We start from the raw sequence: 18815 nt of genomic DNA on the forward strand, positions 1-18815 counted from the left end.
CTCGCAGCATTCTCGCCCAGGGAGTCCGGGAGGCGGCCGCGCCCCGCACGGCCGCCCCCGGTCTACGAGTCGGTGCGCACCAGCTCGCCCACGCCCTCCGCCTCCTCCGGCTCCTTCGACCGGCCCGGCAGGAACACCGCCACGACGACCGCGCCCACGAGCGCGATCCCGGCCCCGCACAGCGCGGTGACGTGCATGGCGTGCAGGAACGCGTCGTTGGCCGGGCCGACCAGGGCCTCGCCGCGCGGGCCGAGCTTCGCCGCGACGCCCAGGGTCGCCTCGATGGACTCCCCCGCCGTGCCGCGCAGCCCGGCCGGCACCGCGCCGAGGTCGCCCTCGATGCCGTTGCGGTACGCCGTCGACAGCACGGAGCCGAGGACGGCGATGCCGAGCGCGCCGCCGACCTGGCGGAAGGTGTTGCTGAGCGCGGACGCGGACCCGGCCTTCTCGCGGGGCAGCGCCTGCATGATCACGACACTGGTCGGGGTCATGATGTGGGCCATTCCGGCGCCCATGAGGAAGAAGACGACCTCCAGCAGCCAGATCGGCGTGTCCTGGTCCAGGGTGGCGAAAGCGACCAGGGTCGCCGCGATGAGGAGCATGCCGCCCGTGGTCGTGGCCTTGTTGCCGAAGCGGTCCACGACCAGCCGGGCCCGCGGTGCGAAGACCAGCTGGGCGACGGCCAGCGGCAGCATCAGCAGACCGGTCTGGAGCGGGGAGTAGCCGCGCACGCTCTGGGTGTAGAAGACGGAGAAGAAGGTCACGCCCATCAGCGCGAAGAAGACCAGCGCGATGACGCCGATCGCGGCCGAGAACACCTTGTTGCGGAAGTAGCCGACGTCGATGGACGGATGGCTGCTGCGCTTCTCGAACATCACGAACCCGGTGAGGACCACGAGTCCGGCGGCGATCGTCGCCAGGACGGTCGGGTCGGTGAAGTCGGCCAGCTCGCCGCCCTTGATGATGCCGTAGACGAGCAGGACCAGGCCGACGACGGACAGGACGACGCCGACGGGGTCGATCCGGCCGGGGGCGGGGTCGCGCGAGTCCGGCACCAGCCACACCATCAGCACGATGGCGGTGATCACGATCGGCACGTTGACGAGGAAGACCGACCCCCACCAGAAGTGGTCGAGGAGGAGGCCGCCGGTGATGGGCCCGATGGCGATGGCGAGGCCGACGCCGCCGGCCCAGACGCCGATCGCCTTGGGCTGCTCCTCGCGCTCGAAGACGTTCATCAGGACGGCGAGGGTCGCGGGCATCACGAAGGCGGCGCCGAGGGCCATCAGGGCGCGGAAGACGATGAGCTGGGCGGGCGAGCCGGACTCCGCGGCGAGCGCGGAGCCGATGCCGAAGACCGCGAGGCCGCCGAGCAGGACCTTCTTGCGGCCCAGCCGGTCGCCCAGCAGACCCGCGGAGAACAGCAGGCCCGCGAAGACGAGCGTGTAGGAGTTGATGGCCCACTCCAGCTCGCTCTGGGTGGCGCCGAGGCCGACCGGGGCCGGGGTGGAGATGGTCTTGATCGCGACGTTCAGGATCGAGTTGTCGAGCACCACGATCAGCAGGCTCAGCATCAGCACGCCGAGGATCGCCCAGCGGCGCCGGTGCACCGTTTCCGGTATCCGGGGGGTCGCGGGGACGGCAGGAGTGGTCATGTACCCGAGGGTAGGCCCATTCCGATACGGGACCGTCTCGTATCGGATTCTCTTACTGAGGTTTTACCCACAGGGGGTGCTCTGGCCCTCCCTGGCACGAGGTGCCACCATGGATGTGGTCCGGGGACGCCGTGAGGGCGCCTCGAGATGACGTGAGGAGCCGTTGCAATGACGCAGCTTTCGGCTGCCCAGACGAAGCCTTCCGACGGCAGCAAGGCGCTGTACGGGGGCAAGGGCACACGCCGTATCACCGTCCGCGACATCGCCGCCGCCAAGGAGCGGGGCGAGAAGTGGCCCATGCTCACCGCGTACGACGCGATGACCGCATCCGTCTTCGACGAGGCCGGGATCCCCGTGATGCTCGTCGGCGACTCGGCGGGCAACTGCCACCTCGGGTACGAGACCACCGTGCCCGTCACCCTGGACGAGATGACCATGCTGTCGGCCGCGGTCGTACGGGGCACCAGCCGGGCCCTGATCGTCGGCGACCTGCCCTTCGGGTCGTACCAGGAGGGCCCCGTGCAGGCGCTGCGCAGCGCGACCCGGCTGGTCAAGGAGGCCGGGGTCGGTGCCGTGAAGCTGGAGGGCGGCGAGCGGTCGCACCGGCAGATCGAGCTGCTCGTCGAGTCCGGCATCCCGGTCATGGCCCACATCGGGCTCACCCCGCAGTCCGTGAACGCCATGGGGTACCGCGTCCAGGGCCGTGGCGAGGAGGCCGCCGCGCAGCTGCTGCGGGACGCGAAGGCCGTCCAGGACGCGGGGGCGTTCGCCGTCGTGCTGGAGCTGGTGCCGGCGGAACTGGCGGCCGAGGTCACGCGCGTGCTGCACATCCCCACGGTCGGGATCGGGGCCGGGGCACAGACGGACGCGCAGGTGCTGGTCTGGACGGACATGATGGGGCTGACCGGCGGCCGCGTGCCGAAGTTCGTGAAGCAGTACGCCGACCTGCGCAAGGTCATGGGCGACGCGGCGAAGGCGTTCGCGGAGGACGTCGTCGGCGGAACGTTCCCGCTGGAGGAGCACTCCGTCCACTGAGCCGTTCCCGGCCCCCACTGAGCCATCCCGGCACCACGGGCAGCCCGCCGATCGTCCCCGTCGGCGGGCTGCCCCCTTTCGTCTCTCGCCCCCGCCGCCCCTTCCCGACCCGACCCCCGGGGGCCGCGCCCCCCGGACCCCCGTCGGCGCTCCGCGCCTCCTCCTCAAACGCCGGACGGGCTGAGATGTCCGGCCAGCGTGTCGGTGCGCTGTCGGGGCTGTCGGCCGGGTGTAGGCGGTCTGTCGGTGAGGGCTGACACCTTCGGTGGCATGACACGCATCGACATGAACCCCGGCGGCGCGGACCGCGCCGTCACCGTGCGGGGGCTGGTCAAGCACTACGGGGAGACCAAGGCACTGGACGGGGTCGACCTCGACGTGCGGGAGGGCACCGTCATGGGGGTGCTCGGGCCGAACGGCGCCGGCAAGACCACCCTCGTGCGGATCCTGTCCACACTGCTCGTCCCCGACGCCGGCCGGGCGACCGTCGCCGGCCACGACGTCGTCCGCCAGCCCCGCCGGCTCCGCCGCGTCATCGGCCTGACCGGCCAGTACGCCTCCGTGGACGAGAAGCTCGCCGGCTGGGAGAACCTGTACCTCATCGGCCGGCTGCTCGACCTGCCCCGCAAGGAGGCCCGGTCCCGCGCCGACGAGCTGCTGGAGCGGTTCTCGCTCACGGAGGCGGCCCGGCGTCCGGCGGGGACGTACTCCGGCGGCATGCGACGGCGGCTCGACCTCGCCGCGTCGATGATCGGCCGGCCCGCCGTCCTCTTCCTCGACGAGCCGACCACCGGCCTCGACCCCCGCACCCGCAACGAGGTGTGGACCGAGGTGAAGTCGATGGTCGGCGAGGGGGTGACCGTGCTGCTGACCACCCAGTACATGGAGGAGGCCGAGCAGCTCGCCTCCGAGCTGACCGTCGTCGACCGGGGCAAGGTCATCGCCACGGGCGGCATCGAGGAGCTGAAGGCACGCGTGGGCGGGCGGACCCTGCGGGTGCGCCCGGCCGATCCGGTGCACCTGCGCCCGCTGGCCCGCGCGCTGGACGAGATGGGCATCACCGGTCTCGCCTCGACCGTCGTGGACACCGAGCGCGGCTCGGTGCTGGTGCCGGTGCTGAGCGACGAACAGCTCACCGCCGTGGTCGGCGCGGTCACCGCACGCGGTTTCACGCTCTCCTCCATCACCACCGAACTGCCCAGCCTGGACGAGGTGTTCCTGTCCCTCACCGGTCACCGTGCCGGTGCGCCGCAGGGCACCGTCCCCGCCGACACGTCCCTCGAGGAGGTCGCCGTATGAGCGCCGCCACCCCACTCGCCCCGGCCGGCCTCCAGGGCGCCGACGCGCCCGTCCCGCTGCGGGCCCACCTGCGGCACACAGGCGCGCTGGTGCGCCGCAACCTGCTGTGGATCCGGCAGGACCCGGAGTCGATGTTCGACGCGATCCTGTTCCCGGTCGTCTTCACCCTGCTGTTCGTGTACGTCTTCGGCGGCTCCATCGGCCAGTCGCTGGGCGGCGGCCAGGAGGAGTACGTCCAGTACGTCATCCCCGGCCTGCTGGCCATGATGGGGATGAACATGGCGCAGGGCGTGGGCACCGGGTTCAACCAGGACTTCAACTCCGGTGTCATGGACCGCTTCCGGTCCCTGCCGATCGGGCGCGGCTCGGTGCTGTTCGCGAAGATCACGGTCGAGCTGATGCGGATGCTGTTCGCGACGGTGGTGCTGGTGGTCGTCGCGGTGCTGGTCGGCTTCGAGATCACCAGCTGGCCCGGACTGCTGGCCTCCGTGGCGCTCTCCGCGACCTTCGGGTTCGCGCTGATGTGGGTGTTCCTCACGCTCGGCGTGGTGATGAAGAACGCGCAGTCCGTGCAGGCGATGGGCTTCCTGGTGCTGATGCCCCTCCAGTTCGGCTCGTCGATCTTCGCGCCGACCGCCTCGATGCCGGGCTGGCTGCGCAACTTCACCGAGTTCAATCCCCTGTCGGGCCTCGCGGACGCCGCGCGCGGGCTGATGATCGGCGGTCCGGTCGCCCACGGTCTGTGGGTGACGCTGGCCTGGTCGGTGGGGCTCACCGCGGTGATGGCGCCGGTCGCGATCCACAAGTTCCGCACCAAGAGCTGACCGGTGCCTCACACCAGGGCGGCGGCCTCCTCGTAGGAGAGACCGCCGCCCTCGGCGTGGCCGGCGGTGTACGCCTCCTCGCCGAGCGCGGCACGGACCCGGGCGTGGGCCAGTTCCCGGCACGCGGACTCCAGGCGCGGCGAGACGTGCCGGGGCGGCAGCAGGCCGTCGGCGGCGCCGAGGCAGCGGGCGGCGGCCTCGGCGCGGGCGCCGTCGGCTTCGGCTTCGGCTTCGGCTTCGGCGTCGGTCCGCCCGGTGCCGGTGAGGGCGATCGCGGCGATGGTCAGGCAGAGGGAGCGCAGGTGCGGGGCGATGGCCGTGGACAGCGGGTCGTTCGCCCGGCCCAGGGCGTCGCGAATGGTGACCAGGGCCTGCTCGTAGCGCTCGTCCACGGTGTCCAGCCAGGCCTCCGCGCCGAGGATCAGGGCGTCGAAGACGACGAAGTGCGCGAGGCCGAACTCCTTGCGCAGCAGCCGTAGCTGCTCGCGGGCCTCGGTGGTGCGGCCGGTCAGGGCGAGGTGGCCGGAGAGGAAGAGCCGGGCGGCGGGCATGGCCTCGTTGACGGTGCCGTCGATGCGGTCGACGACATCGCGCAGGATGCGTTCGCCGCGCTCCTCCTCGCCGCCCTCCAGCAGCGCGCTGCCCAGCCGGGCCGCCAGGACCGCCGCCTGGCTGCGGGCGTCGAGTTCCTCGGCGTGGACCATGGCCGCCTCGTAGTCGGCGGCGGCCAGGCGGTAGGCGCCCGTCCGCTCGTGGGCCTCGGCGCGCGCGGAGAGGGCCTCGGCGGTGCCCCAGGCGTCGCCGAGGCGGCGGAAGATCTCCAGGGACTCGTCGGCGTCCCGGGTCGCGTCGCCCGCCCAGTCGGAGCGGTTCGCGAGCACGTTGGCGCGCATCTGGAGGCAGACGGCCAGCTCCCACTCGTAGCCGGGGGTCTCGCGGGCGGTGCGGATGCTGGCGTCGATGATGACGCGGATGCGTTCCATGTCGCCGGTGAGCATGACGGCGTAGAACCAGAGCAGGCCGGGGGTGCGGCAGGTCTGCGGGAGGCCGGGGGCGTAGGTGTCGGTGATCACCCTGAGTTTGGCCTGGGCGGCCGGGTTCTGCCAGGCGTCCAGCTCGGTGTCCATGCAGGCGAAATGGGCGAGGTGGACACCGCGCCGGGCCTCCGCGAGGACCTCGCCGGTCATCGGCGGCGGGGCGTCGATGCAGGGTTTCCAGACGGCGGCGGCGGGGCGTAGCGGACCGGCGAAGGGGTCGGGGCCGAGGGACATCACCTCGCGGCACCAGGTGCGGGCCTCGATGCGCAGGTCGCGCATCTGCCAGTACGTGACGAGGGACAGGACGAGGCAGAGCGCCTCCTGCTCGTCGCGCTCGGCGACGGCGCGGCGCAGCGCGGTGCGCAGGTTCTCGTACTCGAGCTGGAACCGGTCGATGGCGGCGCGCTGTCCCCGGCCGCGCAGCGACGGCTCGGTGGTGCGGGCGAGTTCGCGGTAGTACGTCAGATGCGCGCGCTCGGCGCGGGGGCGGGTGCCGGACTCGTCGAGGCGGACGGCGGCGTACTCGGCGACGGTCTCCAGGAGCCGGTAGCGCATGGTGCCGTCGGGGGCGGGGGCGGCCACGACGAGGGACTTGTCGACGAGGGAGCCGAGCGCGTCGAGGGCGGCCGGACCGCAGACGGCCTCGGCGGCGGCGAGGTCGCAGCCGCGGGCGAAGACCGACAGCCGGCCGAGGACCTCGCGCTCGTCCTCGTCGAGCAGGTCCCAGGACCAGTCGACGACGGCCCGCAGGGTCTGCTGACGGGGCAGGACGGTACGGCTGCCGGAGGTCAGCAGCCGGAAGCGGTCGTCGAGCCGGTCCGCGATCTGGCGGGGGGACAGCATGCGCAGCCGGGCGGCGGCCAGTTCGATGGCGAGCGGCAGGCCGTCCAGGCGGCGGCAGATCTCGGCGCAGGCCTCGGGGTCGTCGTCGACGCGGAAGCCGGGGCGGGCGGCCGCCCCGCGCTCGGCGAGCAGCCGCAGCGCGGCCGGCTCGGGCAGGGGCTCCACGGGCCGCAGCAGCTCGCCGGGCACGCCGAGGGGTTCGTGGCTGGTGGCGAGGACGGTCAGCTCCGGGCAGCGCTCGAGCAGGTGCTCGACCAGGCGGGCGGCGCTCTCGACGACGTGCTCGCAGTTGTCGAGGACGATCAGCATGCGGCGGCGGGCGCAGTGCTCGACGAGGCGCTCCAGGGGGTCGTCGTGCCGTTCGGCGACCGCCACCCGCAGCTCCTCGGCGCCGGCGCCGTAGAGCACGGTCTCGCGGGCCCCGACGGCGGTGAGGACGGCCTGCGGTACGGCGTCGGGGTCGGCGACCGGCGCCAGTTCGGCGAGCCACACACCGTCCCGGGCGGCCTCCCCCGCGGTCTCGGCGGCCTCCTGCGACAGCCGCGTCTTGCCGGCCCCGCCGGGCCCGAGCAGCGTGACCAGCCGGGCACCGTCCAGGTCCCCCTGGATGGCCGCGATGTCGCCTTCCCGCCCGACGAAGGAGGTGAGCCGGGCGCGGAGGTTGCCGGGGGGCGGGCCGGGACGGGCGGGCGCCGAGCCGGGGTGGGTGAAGGCCGGGGCCTGATGGACGGAGGCCGGGCCGGGATCGGAGAAGGCCGGGCCGGGGTGGGGGAAGGCCGGGCCAGGACGCACCGAGGCTTGGCCGGAATCGGCGGAAGCCGGCCCGGGATACACGGAGCCCCGGCCGGAATCGGCGGAAGCCGGCCCGGGATACGCGGAGCCCCGGCCGGAATCGGCGGCAGCCGGGGCCGGACGGACGAAAGCCGGGGCGGGATGGGGAGAGGCCGGGCCGGGACGGCTGGAGGCCGGGCCGCGATAGGCCGAAGCCCGACCGGAATCGGCGGAAGCCGGCCCGGGATACACGGAGCCCCGGCCGGAATCGGCGGCAGCCGGGGCCTGAGAGGCGGCAGCCGGGGCCGGGCGGGTCGCCGGGGGCGGCAGTTCGGCCGGGGTGAGGAGTTCCGCGTGGAGGGCGCGGAGTTCGGGGCCGGGGTCGGAGCCGAGGCGGGTGGCGAGCAGGCGGCGTACGGACTCGTAGGCGGCCAGGGCCTCGGCGGTGCGGCCCGTGTCGCGCAGGGCACGCAGGCGCAGGGCCTGGAGGGGCTCGTCCAGGGGGTGGGCGTCGCACAGGGCGGTCAGCTCGGGCAGGGACCGCCCGGCGTGGCCGAGGGCGAGGGCCGCGGTGTGACGGGCGCGTATCGCGTCCAGGCGGCGGACCTCCCGGCGGGCCGCCTCGGCGGTGCGGTCGGGCAGGTCGGCGAGGGCCGGTCCCTGCCAGAGGGCGAGGGCGTCGTCGAGCAGTGCGGCCGCCCCGGCGGGGTCGCCGTCGGCGAGCGCGCGCAGTCCCATGTCGGTCAGCCGCTCGAAACGGTGCAGGTCGACGGCGTCGGGCGGGGCGGTGAGCCGGTAGCCGCCGTCCGCCGAGGCGACGGCGTCCGCGCCGAGGGCCCGGCGCAGCCGGCCGACCAGCGCCTGCAGCGCGGCGGGCGCGTCGGCGGGCGGCTCGCCGCCGGCCCACACCTCCTCCACCAGCAGCCCCGCGGGCACGCTGCGGCCGGCCCGCAGCGCCAGCACGGTCAGCAGGGCGCGCAGCCGCGCCCCGCCGACGGCGGCGGGGGTGCCGTCGGTCCGGAGTGCCTGGGTGGTGCCGAGGATGCGGTAGCGCACGGGGTCATTCTCTCCGGCGGGGGCGGCCGGGGTCACGGCGCCCGGGCCGGTGGCGCGCCCGGGAGGATCGCCCCGCTCCGCCCGGAACCGACGACCGGTCGCGAGACGTTTCCCCCTCGGGCCCGGTACGGTCGGGCAGCCGGACACCCGGTCCCGACATCGCACCCCAGGAGCGTCCGCCGATGACCACCGCCCTCTCCCACCACAGCGACCGGCGGATCAGCCCCGTCTTCCTCGGGATACTGGCCGTCACGGCGGTCACCGGCTGGGCCACCTGGACCGGTTTCGCCGAGCAGCCCGGTGTGGCGGTGTTCCTGTTCGTGACCGGCGCCTGGATCGTCTCGCTCTGCCTGCACGAGTACGCGCACGCGCGCACCGCCCTGCACAGCGGTGACATCTCGGTCGGCGCGAAGGGGTATCTGACGCTCAATCCCCTCAAGTACACGCACGCGCTGCTGAGCATCGTGCTGCCGGTGCTGTTCGTGATCATGGGCGGGATCGGTCTGCCGGGCGGCGCCGTCTTCATCGAGCGCGGCCGGATCCGGGGGCGCTGGCGGCACAGCCTGATCTCGGCGGCGGGCCCGCTGACGAACGTGCTGTTCGCCGTCGTGTGCACCGCCCCGTTCTGGCTGGACGCGCTGGACGGCGTGCCGGCCGACTTCCGGTTCGCGCTCGCGTTCCTCGCCCTCCTCCAGGTCACGGCGGCGATCCTGAACTTCCTGCCGGTGCCGGGCCTGGACGGCTACGGCGTCATCGAGCCCTGGCTGTCGTACGGCGTGAAGCGGCAGGTGGAGCCGTTCGCGCCGTTCGGGCTGCTGTTCGTGTTCGCGCTGCTGTGGGTGCCGGCGGTCAACGGCGTCTTCTTCGACGCGGTCGACTCGGTGCTGGGCGGTCTCGGCATCGGTGACTTCGAGACCTACTGCGGCCAGGCGCTGTACCGCTTCTGGCAGGGCACCCCGGAGATCTGCTCCGTCAGCCCGTGACGGACCGGCGGACCTTCTCGCGCTTGACGTAGTACCAGGTCATGTTGGACGACAGCCCGGCCAGCAGCACCCACACGACGCCCAGGAAGCTGCCCTGGACGAAGGAGACGACCGCCGCCGCGACCGCGAGGAGGCAGACGATCAGGGAGTAGACGGCGAGACGGGGCATGGGGCTGGCTCCTGTCGGGGGACACTGCTGCACTGCGGGTACGGCCGGTCGCGTGGCGGGCCGTACGGCCGGTGCCGTCCAGTGTCCCCCATCCGCTCAGACGTCGGTGACGCGGAGCCCGGCGTGCGCCTTGTAGCGGCGGTTGACGGAGATCAGGTTGGCGACCAGGGACTCGACCTGGTGGGCGTTGCGCAGCCGCCCGGCGAAGACGCCCCGCATGCCGGGGATGCGGCCGGCCAGGGCCTGCACGATCTCCACGTCGGCGCGCTCCTCGCCCAGCACCATCACGTCGGTGTCGATCTCGTCGATGTCCGGGTCCTGGAGGAGGACCGCCGACAGGTGGTGGAAGGCGGCCGTGACGCGCGAGCCGGGCAGCAGGGCGGCGGCCTGCTCGGCGGCGCTGCCCTCCTCCGGCTTCAGCGCGTAGGCGCCCTTCTTGTCGAAGCCGAGCGGGTTGACGCAGTCGACGACGAGTTTGCCCGTCAGTTCCTCGCGCAGCGACTCCAGGGTCTTGCCGTGGCCCTCCCACGGCACGGCGACGATGACGATGTCGCTGCGGCGGGCGGTCTCGGCGTTGTCGGCGCCCTCGACGCCGTGCCCGAGTTCCTCGGCGGCGGCCTGCGCGCGGTCGGCGGCACGCGAGCCGATGATCACCTTCTGGCCGGCCCTGGCGAGGCGGTGGGCGAGTCCCTTGCCCTGCGGCCCGGTCCCGCCGAGCACGCCGACGACCAGCCCCGAGACGTCGGGAAGATCCCACGGGTCCTTGGCGGGGGCGTTGTGTGCACTGTCGCTAGAGGTCATGGGCCGACTTTACGTGCGCGGGGTCCGTCCCACCGGGTGGGGTGGCGGCCCCCGCGGCCGCCGGGCGGGTCCCCGGGTCGGGGGAATCGGCGGCGAACGCCCGGCCTCGGGCGCTCGGTCGGGGCAGGATGCGGTGGTATGGACGCCGTACGGGTCGCGCTGCTGCGCGACGTGCTCGCCGGGACGCAGTGGCTCGGGGCCACCCGCAGGTTCGCCGGGGTGCTGCGGGGGTCGGTGGTGTCGCACGGGGGCGGGCTGCTGCTGGTGGGCACCGCCGCGTACGAGCCGTGGCACCTGGCTGCCCACCTGGTCGACGAGGCCGCCTGGTCCGGTACGCCGGAGCTGGCCCCCACGCTGGTGCGGCACGGCGCCCGTCCCTGGGACCCGGCGCATCTCGCGGTGGGCCTCGGCCGCATCGAGGCGGCCCGGCGGGGCGAGACCCTGCTGGTGGTGGCGCCGGAGGGGGACGCACCCCTGCTGGAGCGGGTGTCGGACGCCCGGCGGACCGGGGTGACCGTGCTGGTCCTGGGCCCCGGCGGGGGCGAGCTGACGGACCTGGCCCACGAGACGCTGGCCGTGCCGGACGGCTCGGAGCTGGACCTGGACACGGTGCAGCACCTGGTGAGCGCGGCGGCGGGCGAGCGGACGGTGCCCTCCCCGAGGGGCCCCCGCCGCCTGCGCGACCGGCTGTCCCGGCTGGCGGAGTCCCTGACGGCGCCGCCCCCGGCGCCCTGGTGAGGCGAGGGGGCCGGGGGCGGGTCCGGTCAGTCGTCGTCCGCGGCGCCCGCCGGGGCGTCGTGCCACTTGGGGTCGTTCTCCCACTGCAGGTTGCGCTCCCGGGCCGTCTGCATGGCGTGCTCGGCCTCCGCGCGGCCGGCGTAGGGGCCGAAACGGTCCTTGGCCGGGCACTCGGGCCCTTCCTCGACCTTCTTGTGTTCCAGGCAGTAGTACCACTCGCCCGGCTTGCCGACCGTGCGCTTCTTGAACAGGGCCATGACCAGCTCCTCTCGCCACCGTCATGTTCCCCCATGGCCGCTGGTTAGACTCGCCGGTATGTCTGGCCAGTCGCTGCTCGCGCCCGGGGAGCTGTCCCCCACCCGTTCCGTGCCCGGAAACATCCGCCGTCCCGAGTACGTCGGCAGGCCCGCGCCCACCCCGTACACCGGGCCCGAGGTGCAGACCCCCGAGACGGTGGAGGCGATGCGCGTCGCCGGTCGGATCGCCGCGCGGGCGATGGCGGCGGCCGCCGAGCGGATCGCGCCGGGCGTCACCACCGACGAACTGGACAGGGTGGCGCACGAGTACATGTGCGACCACGGCGCCTACCCCTCGACGCTGGGCTACCGCGGTTTCCCCAAGTCCCTGTGCACGTCCGTCAACGAGGTGATCTGCCACGGCATCCCGGACTCGACGGTGCTGCGGGACGGCGACATCGTCAACCTGGACGTGACGGCGTACATCGGCGGGGTGCACGGCGACAACAACGCGACGTATCCGGTGGGTGACGTCGACGAGGAGAGCCGGCTGCTGGTGGAGCGGACCCGGGAGGCGCTGGACCGGGCGATCAAGGCGGTCCGGCCGGGCCGGCAGATCAACGTCATCGGCCGGGTCATCGAGTCGTACGCCAGGCGGTTCGGGTACGGCGTCGTGCGGGACTTCACCGGGCACGGCATCAACTCGTCGTTCCACTCCGGACTGATCATCCCCCACTACGACAGCCCGCACGCGACGACCGTGATCCAGCCCGGCATGACGTTCACGATCGAGCCGATGCTGACGCTCGGGACGCACGAGTACGACATGTGGGACGACGGCTGGACGGTCGTGACGAAGGACCGCAGGCGGACGGCCCAGTTCGAGCACACGCTGGTGGTGACGGACACCGGAGCGGAGATCCTCACGCTGCCCTGAGCCCGCCGCACTCCGCCCTGAGCCCGCCGCACCCCTGCGCCGAAGCCCGCCCCCCTTCCCGAGGGGGGCGGGCTTTCCGCCGTCCGGGAGGGTTCTTGCCGGCGAACTGCCGCAAAGGTTGCCGACAGGAAGTCGGCAAAACATTGACTTAGGTATGCCTAACCATGAGACTCGGTCCATGGACTCCTTCTCGACAGTCATCCGGACCGCGTCCCACGAGCAGCACGTGGAGGCGGAGACCTCCACGTTCATGAGCGACCTGCTCGGCGGCGGGCTCGGCGTCGACGCGTACGCGCGCTACACCGAACAGCTGTGGTTCGTGTACGAGGCGCTGGAGGAGGGGGCCGGGCGGCTGGCGTCGGACCCGGTGGCGGGGCCGTTCATACGGCCGGAGCTGTTGCGGCGGGACGCGCTGGAGCGGGACCTGGCGCATCTGCGGGGTGCCGGATGGCGGGCGGGGCTGTCCGCACTGCCGGCGACGCTGGCGTACGCGGAGCGGGTGCGCGCGTGCGCGCGGTCCTGGCCGGGCGGCTACATCGCCCACCACTACACGCGCTACCTCGGCGACCTCTCCGGCGGGCAGATCATCCGCGACCGGGCCGAGAAGGCGTGGGGCTTCGAGAAGAAGGGCGACGGCGTCCGTTTCTACGTCTTCGAGGAGGTCGGCAACCCGGCCGCCTTCAAGCGGGAGTACCGGGAGCTGCTGGACGCGGTGCGCGCGGACGACCTGGAGAAGCAGCGGATCGTGGCGGAGTGCAGGAAGGCGTTCACCCTGAACACGGGCGTGTTCCGGGCACTGGGCGAGGAGTTCCCGCTGTCGGCGTGAACCGCCGCCCCGGACGGCCGGACGGGCCGGGCCCCCTCGCCTCGTCGCGCGGGGGCCCGGAGCCGTGTCAGTCGCCGAGGCCGTAGTCGACGTCGACGCCGCAGTGGGCGCCGCCCCAGACGATGTCGCTGGAGGACGTGTCGATCCCGCCGAAGTACGGGCTGCAGACGACGTCGCCGCCGTCGTGGCGGTCGGCGGCGACGGCGCCGGTGGCGCCCGCGGCGGTGAGGGCGGCGCCCAGGACGACGGCGGCCAGGGCAGAACGGATGCGCATGGTGCTCCTCTCACGGTGACTGCAAAGTCACCGTGAGTGGTCCCCGTTCACCACCGCGCCACACGCGGGACCACCCGTACGGAGGGCGTGAGCAGGGGCGTGCGTCCGGTCAGCGCTCCAGGAGGACCCGGCCGCCGATCTCCACCCAGCCGTAGGGCTGCGGCGCGGTCAGGATCTGCGACCCCGCTCCCTGGGTGATGTTCAGGGCCCGGCCGAGGAGGTCGGTGAGGAGCAGGGCCGCCGCGCCGGTCGCCTCGTCCTCGTCGATGCCGTCGTCGCGGCCGGGGAAGGCGCGGGCCCGCACCCGTCCCGCGGGCTCGTCCTCCCAGGCCCAGGCGTAGACCCACTCGCCGGGCGGCGGCACGGAGAGGTCGTCGACCTCCGCGGCGGCGGCGTACTGCCGGAGCGTGCGCGGCGGGACCCATTCGGCCCGCGCCTCGATCCAGCTGAACTCCCCGTCCAGGCGGGCGCCCACCGTTCCGGCGGGGGTGACGAGTTCGGGCACGTCGAGCAGCCAGGCCGTGCCCACGCAGGGGTGTCCGGCGAACGGCAGCCGCAGGGTCGGCGTGTAGATGTCGATGACGCCGCGCTCGGGGTCGTCCACGAACACGGTCTCGCTGAAGCCGAGCTTCGCCGCGAGGGCCTGCCGGTCCTCCCGGTCGGGCAGCACCGACCCCTCGCGGATGACGCCCAGTTCGTTGCCGTATCCGCCGTTCGGTGCGCAGAACACGCGGAGCACGTCGTAATCAGTCACCGGGGAATTGAAGCACTGCCCCCGCCCGCGGCGTCGGCCCCGGCCAGGTGGTGGGCGGAAACGAGAGCCCGCGGCCGAGCGAGTGCCGCCTTCGAGTGCGCTTCGACTTCCCTGTGGTTCCCTGTGGACGGACTTGACCGTTCCTTGGGGTGCATTTTGAGACACCGTGACCGGACCGTGCTCTTACAGCGTCCATGAGAGGTGAATCACGGTCCGGACGGGTACGACGCAGGTAAGCCTTCGATAAGTTAGGTAAGCCTCACTGAAACCTGTGACCCTGTCACGTAATTTTTCAGCCACGCTGGGAGCCTTCATGCGCGCCGCCAGACTCTCCGTCGCCACAGCAGCCGCTGCCGTCGCGGCCCTGACCGCCGTCACGGGCTGCACCGAGAAGAGCGACGCCACCGCCGGCGACCGGGTGATCGGCGTGACCGCGACCGACGACGGGTGCAAGACCTCCACCAAGGAGATCGCCGCCGGACACGTCGAACTCGCCATCGAGAACAAGGGCTCCAAGGTCACCGAGGTCTACCTGCTGTTCCCGGACGACCGGGTGGTGACCGAGCGCGAGAACATAGGCCCCGGCACCAAGCAGCGGGTCACCGCCGAGGTGAAGGCCGGCGACTACCTGATCGCCTGCAAGCCGGGCATGAAGGGCGACGGCATCCGCCAGGACCTCAAGGTCACCGGCGGCACCGCGGCCGCCGGGCGCGACCCGCGCCTGGACAAGGCCGTCGCCGCCTACCGGGCCTACTCGCAGCAGCAGGCCGACGAGACGCTGCCCAAGGTCCAGGCCTTCGTGAAGGCGGTCAAGGCCGGAAATGCGGAGGCCGCGAAGAAGGCGTACGCGCTCTCCCGCATCGGCTGGGAACGCACGGAGCCGGTCGCGGAGTCCTTCGGCGACATCGACCCGAAGGTCGACGTCCGCGAGGACGGCCTGGAGGACGGGCAGAAGTTCACCGGCTGGCACCGCCTGGAGAAGGCCCTCTGGCAGGACAAGAAGATCAACGCCGAGGAGAAGGCCCTCGCCGACCAGCTCGTCACCGACCTGACCGACTGGCAGAAGCGGGTCGGCAAGGCCGAGATCACCCCGACCTCCATGGCCAACGGCGCCAAGGAACTCCTCGACGAGGTCGCCACCGGCAAGGTCACCGGCGAGGAGGAGCGCTACTCGCACACCGACCTGGTCGACTTCAAGGCCAACGTCGAGGGCGCCGAGAAGGCGTTCGAGCTGCTCGAGCCGGTCGCGAAGGAGAACGACGCGGCGCTGGTCACCGAGCTGGACAAGCAGTTCACGGCGCTGAACACGCTGCTCGACAAGTACCGCCCGAACGCGTCCTCCTACGAGTTCACCTCGTACGACAAGGTCGGCGCCGCCGACCGCAAGGAGCTGTCGGACGCGGTGAACGCGCTCGCGGAACCGCTCTCCAAGCTCGCCGCCGCCGTAGCCAAGTAGCCGGAGACCCAGCGACATGACGGACACGGACCACACCTCGACCGCGCCCACCCGACGGGCCCTGATCGGCTGGGGCGGAGCGGGCCTCGCGCTCGGCGCCGCCGCGGCCGGCGGCGCGGCCGCGATGACCCGCGCCGGGAACGACGTGGACCCGGCCGGCGCCGCGGCGGGTGCCGCGATCGCCTTCCACGGCGCCCACCAGGCGGGCATCGCCACGCCCGTGCAGGACCGGCTGCACTTCGCCGCGTTCGACGTGAAGACCACCGACCGGGCCGCGTTCGTCCAGCTGTTGAAGGACTGGACGCAGGCCGCCCGGCGGATGACCGAGGGCAAGCCGGTCGGGGAGGGCGCGTACGGCGGGCTCGCCGAGGCGCCGCCGGACGACACCGGCGAGGCGCTGGGCCTCAAGCCGTCCCGGCTGACGCTGACGATCGGCTTCGGGCCGTCCCTGTTCCAGAAGTTCGGGCTCGCCGGACAGCGTCCCGAGGCGCTGGTGGACCTGCCGAAGTTCGCGGGGGACAACCTGGACGCGAACCGCAGCGGCGGCGACCTGTGCGTGCAGGCCTGCGCGGACGACCCGCAGGTCGCGGTGCACGCGATCCGCAACCTGGCCCGCATCGGCATGGGCAAGGTCGTCATCCGCTGGTCGCAGCTCGGCTTCGGCAAGACCTCCTCCACGACGCCCGACGCGCAGACCCCGCGCAACCTGATGGGCTTCAAGGACGGCACCCGCAACATCGCGGGCACCGAGCAGGACCGCCTGGAGAAGTTCGTCTGGGTCGGCGAGAAGGACGGTCCCGCCTGGATGACGGGCGGCTCCTACCTCGTCGCCCGCCGCATCCGCATGCACATCGAGACCTGGGACCGCGCCCCGCTCCAGGAGCAGGAGGACATCTTCGGCCGCGACAAGGGCGAGGGCGCCCCGGTCGGCAAGGCCAAGGAGCGCGACGAACCGTTCCTGAAGGCCATGAAGCCCGACGCGCACGTGCGGCTCGCCCACCCCGACTCCAACCACGGGGCGACGCTGCTGCGCCGCGGCTACTCCTTCACCGACGGCACCGACGGCCTGGGCCGGCTGGACGCGGGCCTGTTCTTCCTCGCCTACCAGCGCGACGTGCGCAAGGGGTTCATCCCCGTCCAGCGCAACCTCGCGACGGACGCGCTCAACGAGTACATCCAGCACGTGGGTTCGGCCGTCTTCGCGATCCCGCCCGGCGTCCGGGACGCGGACGACTGGTGGGGCCGCACCCTGTTCGCCAAGGAGGCCTAGCCCGTGTTCTCCAACTACCTGATCGGACTGCGCGAGGGCCTGGAGGCCAGTCTCGTCGTCTGCATCCTCATCGCCTACCTGGTGAAGACCGGGCGACGCGACGCCCTGAAGCCGGTCTGGACGGGCATCGCCGTCGCGGTGCTGCTCGCGCTGGGCTTCGGCTCCGCCCTCGAATTCGGCTCCCAGGAGCTGACGTTCGAGGCGCAGGAGGCGCTGGGCGGCTCCCTGTCGATCCTGGCCGTCGTCCTGGTGACGTGGATGGTGTTCTGGATGCGGCGCACCGCGCGGCACCTGAAGTCGGAGCTGCACGGCAAACTGGACGCGGCCCTCGCCATGGGCACCGGCGCGCTGGTCGCCACCGCGTTCCTCGCGGTGGGCCGCGAGGGCCTGGAGACGGCCCTGTTCGTGTGGGCGTCCGTGCACGCCGCCGGTGACGGCACCCCGCGCCCGCTGATCGGCGTGGCGCTCGGCCTGGCCACGGCGGTCCTCCTGGGCTGGCTGTTCTACCGCGGCGCCCTGCGCATCAACCTGGCGAAGTTCTTCACCTGGACGGGTGGCATGCTGGTCGTCGTCGCGGCCGGTGTGCTGGCGTACGGCGTCCACGACCTCCAGGAGGCCGACTGGGTGCCGGGCCTGACGGACAAGGCCTTCGACATCAGCGGCACGATCCCGCCGGACAGCTGGTACGGCACGCTGCTGAAGGGCGTGTTCAACTTCCAGCCCGACCCGACGGTCCTCCAAGTCACGGTGTGGCTGCTGTACCTGGTCCCGACCCTCGCGTTCTTCCTCGCCCCGGTAGGGTTCGCCTCCGGGAAGGGGAGGGTGAACGCACCTGATGAGCAGGGAACGCAGCCTGACGACCGGCCGTCCGCGGCGCCGCGGGCGTGACCGGGACGCACTGATCGCCGTCTCGCTCACCGTCGTGACACTGACGGCGAGCGGATGTGTCGTGGTGCACGGGGAGCGCACGGTGCTCCCCGCGGCCACGAAGGCGGAAGCCGCCAAGGCGGTCGAGCGGTTCACGACCGCCTACAACAAGGCCGACGCGGCGTACGACCCCTCCCTCGACGCCGCGTACACCACCGGGGCGCTCGGCGCGATCGACGCGGCACGGCTGAGGGCGGGGCGCGTCAACCACCCGGACGGCAACCCGCAGCACAAGCCGCTGACGCTGACCGACGTGAACTACACCATCCCCGAGAAGCCCGGCTGGCCCCGCTGGTTCGTCGCCGACGCCCGGGCCAACAAGGGCGGGGACGCGCGCTGGGTGCTGGTTTTCACCCGCGGCGGCCGGTCCGAGCCCTGGCAGGCGGCGTACCTCACGCTGGTGGCGCCGGGCGCGCTGCCGGAGTTCCCCAAGGACGAGAACGGCTGGGCCGAGGCCGTGCCGGTGGACAGCGCCGGGCTGACGCGCTCGCCCGCCGGACTCAGCGGTGACTACGCGACGTACCTGAAGGACGGCGGGGACACGTTCGCCGACGGCCCGTACACCAGTGAGCTGCGCTCCACGCGGGCGAAGAACTCCAGCAAGCCGGGCCTGGCCACGCAGTACATCGACGAGCCGCTGACGACCGGCGACTTCGCGCCGCTGGCGCTGCGCACGGCGGACGGCGGGGCCGTGGTGTTCTTCTCCACGCACCACTTCGTGAAGCAGACGGCGGCGGTGGGGGCGGCGGTGCCGGCGCCCAACAAGGACGTCCGGGCGCTGACCACCGGGGAGATCGGGCAGGCGCTGACGATGGAGTTCGTGGCCAACGAGATGGCCGTGGTGCCGGGCGCCTCCGGCGGGGGGAAGGTGTCGCTGGTGAGCCGGGTCGAAGGGCTCACGGCGGCCAAGGGGGAGTAGCGGCG

18 protein-coding genes are annotated in these 18815 nt (G+C 72.8%); 11 read left to right on the forward strand and 7 right to left on the reverse strand.

What is annotated here, in order from left to right:
- Positions 1-62: 62 nt before the first annotated feature.
- On the reverse strand, positions 63-1655 hold the full coding sequence (locus ACIP5W_RS26545) for an MFS transporter (RefSeq protein ID WP_401478459.1): 1593 nt from the start codon (positions 1653-1655) through the stop codon (positions 63-65).
- Positions 1656-1823: 168 nt separating this feature from the next.
- On the opposite strand from ACIP5W_RS26545, the gene panB reads away from it, so the two are divergent.
- The 3 genes from panB (at position 1824) to ACIP5W_RS26560 (ending at position 4813) form a co-directional block, all read left to right on the forward strand.
- Complete coding sequence (panB, locus tag ACIP5W_RS26550; protein ID WP_401478462.1) at positions 1824-2690, forward strand: 3-methyl-2-oxobutanoate hydroxymethyltransferase; 867 nt, start codon at positions 1824-1826, stop codon at positions 2688-2690.
- 270 nt (positions 2691-2960) lie between these two features.
- The gene (locus ACIP5W_RS26555; RefSeq protein WP_401478465.1) at positions 2961-3989 is read left to right on the forward strand and encodes an ATP-binding cassette domain-containing protein; all 1029 of its coding nucleotides are present in this window, start codon (positions 2961-2963) and stop codon (positions 3987-3989) included.
- Positions 3986-4813, forward strand: a complete 828-nt coding sequence (locus tag ACIP5W_RS26560; protein ID WP_401478468.1) for an ABC transporter permease — start codon at positions 3986-3988, stop codon at positions 4811-4813. The genes ACIP5W_RS26555 and ACIP5W_RS26560 overlap by 4 nt, the downstream gene beginning before the upstream one ends.
- A gap of 8 nt (positions 4814-4821) precedes the next feature.
- On the opposite strand, the gene ACIP5W_RS26565 is transcribed toward ACIP5W_RS26560, so the two are convergent.
- A complete protein-coding gene (locus ACIP5W_RS26565; protein ID WP_401478471.1) occupies positions 4822-8520 on the reverse strand; it encodes an AfsR/SARP family transcriptional regulator in 3699 nt (1232 codons plus the stop codon).
- Between the two features lie 182 nt (positions 8521-8702).
- Here ACIP5W_RS26565 and ACIP5W_RS26570 point away from each other — a divergent pair, with 182 nt between their 5' ends.
- Positions 8703-9503, forward strand: a complete 801-nt coding sequence (locus tag ACIP5W_RS26570; RefSeq protein ID WP_401478474.1) for a site-2 protease family protein — start codon at positions 8703-8705, stop codon at positions 9501-9503.
- On the opposite strand, the gene ACIP5W_RS26575 is transcribed toward ACIP5W_RS26570, so the two are convergent.
- Positions 9493-9672 carry a hypothetical protein gene (locus ACIP5W_RS26575; RefSeq protein ID WP_401478477.1) on the reverse strand — a complete coding sequence of 60 codons (180 nt, stop codon included), beginning with the start codon at positions 9670-9672 and terminating at the stop codon, positions 9493-9495. The genes ACIP5W_RS26570 and ACIP5W_RS26575 overlap by 11 nt on opposite strands.
- 96 nt (positions 9673-9768) lie before the next feature.
- Positions 9769-10473, reverse strand: a complete 705-nt coding sequence (gene npdG / locus ACIP5W_RS26580) for an NADPH-dependent F420 reductase (protein ID WP_401478480.1) — start codon at positions 10471-10473, stop codon at positions 9769-9771.
- Positions 10474-10611: 138 nt separating this feature from the next.
- Between npdG and ACIP5W_RS26585 the strand changes: the two genes are divergently transcribed.
- Positions 10612-11211, forward strand: a complete 600-nt coding sequence (locus ACIP5W_RS26585; protein ID WP_401478482.1) for a hypothetical protein — start codon at positions 10612-10614, stop codon at positions 11209-11211.
- Between the two features lie 26 nt (positions 11212-11237).
- On the opposite strand, the gene ACIP5W_RS26590 is transcribed toward ACIP5W_RS26585, so the two are convergent.
- The gene (locus tag ACIP5W_RS26590) at positions 11238-11468 is read right to left on the reverse strand and encodes a hypothetical protein (RefSeq protein WP_401478485.1); all 231 of its coding nucleotides are present in this window, start codon (positions 11466-11468) and stop codon (positions 11238-11240) included.
- A gap of 58 nt (positions 11469-11526) precedes the next feature.
- Between ACIP5W_RS26590 and map the strand changes: the two genes are divergently transcribed.
- Both map and ACIP5W_RS26600 read left to right on the forward strand, forming a co-directional pair.
- Positions 11527-12384: a type I methionyl aminopeptidase gene (map, locus tag ACIP5W_RS26595; protein ID WP_401478488.1), complete on the forward strand. Its 858-nt coding sequence runs from the start codon at positions 11527-11529 to the stop codon at positions 12382-12384.
- A 178-nt stretch (positions 12385-12562) separates the two neighbouring features.
- Positions 12563-13210 (forward strand): heme oxygenase (biliverdin-producing), encoded by a 648-nt coding sequence (locus ACIP5W_RS26600; protein WP_401478491.1) that lies wholly within the window; start codon positions 12563-12565, stop codon positions 13208-13210.
- Between the two features lie 67 nt (positions 13211-13277).
- Here ACIP5W_RS26600 and ACIP5W_RS26605 read toward each other — a convergent pair whose 3' ends face one another.
- Together ACIP5W_RS26605 and ACIP5W_RS26610 are read right to left on the reverse strand one after the other, a co-directional pair.
- Positions 13278-13484 (reverse strand): hypothetical protein, encoded by a 207-nt coding sequence (locus ACIP5W_RS26605; protein ID WP_401478493.1) that lies wholly within the window; start codon positions 13482-13484, stop codon positions 13278-13280.
- A 109-nt stretch (positions 13485-13593) separates the two neighbouring features.
- Positions 13594-14238, reverse strand: a complete 645-nt coding sequence (locus ACIP5W_RS26610) for a PhzF family phenazine biosynthesis protein (protein ID WP_401478496.1) — start codon at positions 14236-14238, stop codon at positions 13594-13596.
- Positions 14239-14551: 313 nt separating this feature from the next.
- On the opposite strand from ACIP5W_RS26610, the gene efeO reads away from it, so the two are divergent.
- From efeO to ACIP5W_RS26630, 4 genes are read left to right on the forward strand one after another with little or no spacing between them, the layout of a single operon-like run.
- On the forward strand, positions 14552-15694 hold the full coding sequence (efeO, locus tag ACIP5W_RS26615) for an iron uptake system protein EfeO (RefSeq protein WP_401478499.1): 1143 nt from the start codon (positions 14552-14554) through the stop codon (positions 15692-15694).
- A 16-nt stretch (positions 15695-15710) separates the two neighbouring features.
- Positions 15711-16964, forward strand: coding sequence for an iron uptake transporter deferrochelatase/peroxidase subunit (gene efeB, locus ACIP5W_RS26620; protein ID WP_401478501.1), 1254 nt, complete (start codon positions 15711-15713; stop codon positions 16962-16964).
- Positions 16965-16967: 3 nt separating this feature from the next.
- Positions 16968-17852 (forward strand): iron uptake transporter permease EfeU, encoded by an 885-nt coding sequence (gene efeU, locus ACIP5W_RS26625; protein WP_392248455.1) that lies wholly within the window; start codon positions 16968-16970, stop codon positions 17850-17852.
- Positions 17800-18810, forward strand: coding sequence for a hypothetical protein (locus ACIP5W_RS26630; RefSeq protein WP_401478505.1), 1011 nt, complete (start codon positions 17800-17802; stop codon positions 18808-18810). The genes efeU and ACIP5W_RS26630 overlap by 53 nt, the downstream gene beginning before the upstream one ends.
- Positions 18811-18815: the final 5 nt, after the last annotated feature.

Origin of the sequence: Streptomyces sp. NPDC088766 (assembly GCF_044750845.1) — a bacterium.
In the GTDB taxonomy this organism is placed as follows: Bacteria; Actinomycetota; Actinomycetes; order Streptomycetales; family Streptomycetaceae; genus Streptomyces.